General features: G+C 69.1%; 1 protein-coding gene. It reads left to right on the plus strand.

Annotated features, from left to right (window positions below; all coding sequences use genetic code 11):
• Window positions 1-42: 42 nt before the first annotated feature.
• Complete coding sequence (locus ACF1A5_RS33810; RefSeq protein ID WP_392196663.1) at window positions 43-1,284, plus strand: IS4 family transposase; 1,242 nt, start codon at window positions 43-45, stop codon at window positions 1,282-1,284.
• Window positions 1,285-1,478 lie beyond the last annotated feature (194 nt).

The following is a 1,478-nucleotide window of genomic DNA, read 5'->3' on the forward strand; positions in this document are numbered from 1 at the left end:
CAATACCGGTGACTTTGGTGGGTTCTGGTCGTTGGGTGGGTTGTGCCAAGGCCGGGTCAGGTGAAGTCGTCGGGGGTTGATCGGTTCTCGGATCGGATTGCGTTGGGGGTGCTGACGCGGGCGTTTCCGCCGGAACTGGTCGACGAGGTGGTCGCCGAGTGCGGCAGGGTCGAGCAGCGGACGCGGCTGCTGCCGGCACGGGTGGTGGTCTACTTCGTCCTGGCGATGTGTCTGTTCTTCGGGCAGGGCTATGAAGAGGTGGCCCGGCTGCTGGTTCAGGGGCTGGAGCGTGAAGGCCGGTGGGCGACCGCCTGGCGGGTGCCCACGACGGCGGCGATCGGGCGGGCGCGGTTGCGGCTTGGGCCGGAGCCGTTGCGGGCCCTGTTCGCCCGAGTGTGCCGGCCGGTGGCGGTCGCGCGGACGCAAGGCGCCTGGTACCGGCGGTGGCGGCTGGTCGCGGTGGACGGCACAGTCTTCGACGTTCCGGACACCGCGGCGAACGCCCAGTTCTTCGGGCGTCCCGGTACCAGTCGCGGGCAGGGCCGCAGTGCGTATCCGCAGGCGAGGGTGGCGGCTCTGGCCGAGTGCGGCACCCATGTCGTGTTCGCGGCCGAGGTCGGACCACTCAAGGTCCACGAGACCGCCCTGGCCCAGCGGCTGTTCCATGCGCTGACGAAGGGCATGCTTGTGCTCGCCGACCGGGGCTTTTGCGGCCTCGATCTGTGGCGGGCCGCGAAGGCGGGCGGCGCGGATCTGCTGTGGCGGGTCCGCAGCGTCGTGGTGCTGCCGGTCCTGGAAACCCTCGCCGACGGCTCCTACCTGTCGGAGATCGTCGCCGCGCGGGACCACTACCGGCGCGCGGACCCCGAGCGGGTGCGGGTGATCGAGTACACCCTCGGCCCACGCGGCGGTGACGGCACCGTCTACCGGCTGATCACCACCCTCCTCGACCCCGACCAGGCACCGGCCGAGGAACTTGCCGCCCTCTATGCCCAGCGGTGGGAGATCGAGAACACCCTGGACGAGATCAAGAACCACCAGGGCGTCCCAGGGCTGGTGCTGCGTTCCCAGCACCCACGCGGCGTCGAACAGGAGATCTTCGCGTTCCTACTGGTCCACCACGCACTACGGGACCTGATGCACCAGGCCGCCCTCAAGGCAGGGCACGATCCCGACCGGATCTCCTTCACCCGCACCCTTCGCGTCGTCCGCCGCCACGTCACCGGGCAGGCGGCGCTTTCCCCCCTCACGACTGGCCCGGTCCATCGCCCAGAGCCTGCGTGAGATCACCGAACGACTGCTGCCCGCACGGCGGTTGCGCTCCAACCCCCGCGTGATCAAACGCAAGATGTCCAACTGGGCCCTCAAACGAACCGAGCACCACAGCCCACCACGGCCAGACACCCCGACGGTCCGGCTGGTCGAGCCAACCAGAGCCACTTCAACCAGCCGGAAAACAGCCTAAATCACCAGTATTG

This window comes from Streptomyces sp. NPDC014864, from assembly GCF_043081525.1.
Lineage (GTDB): Bacteria > Actinomycetota > Actinomycetes > Streptomycetales > Streptomycetaceae > Streptomyces.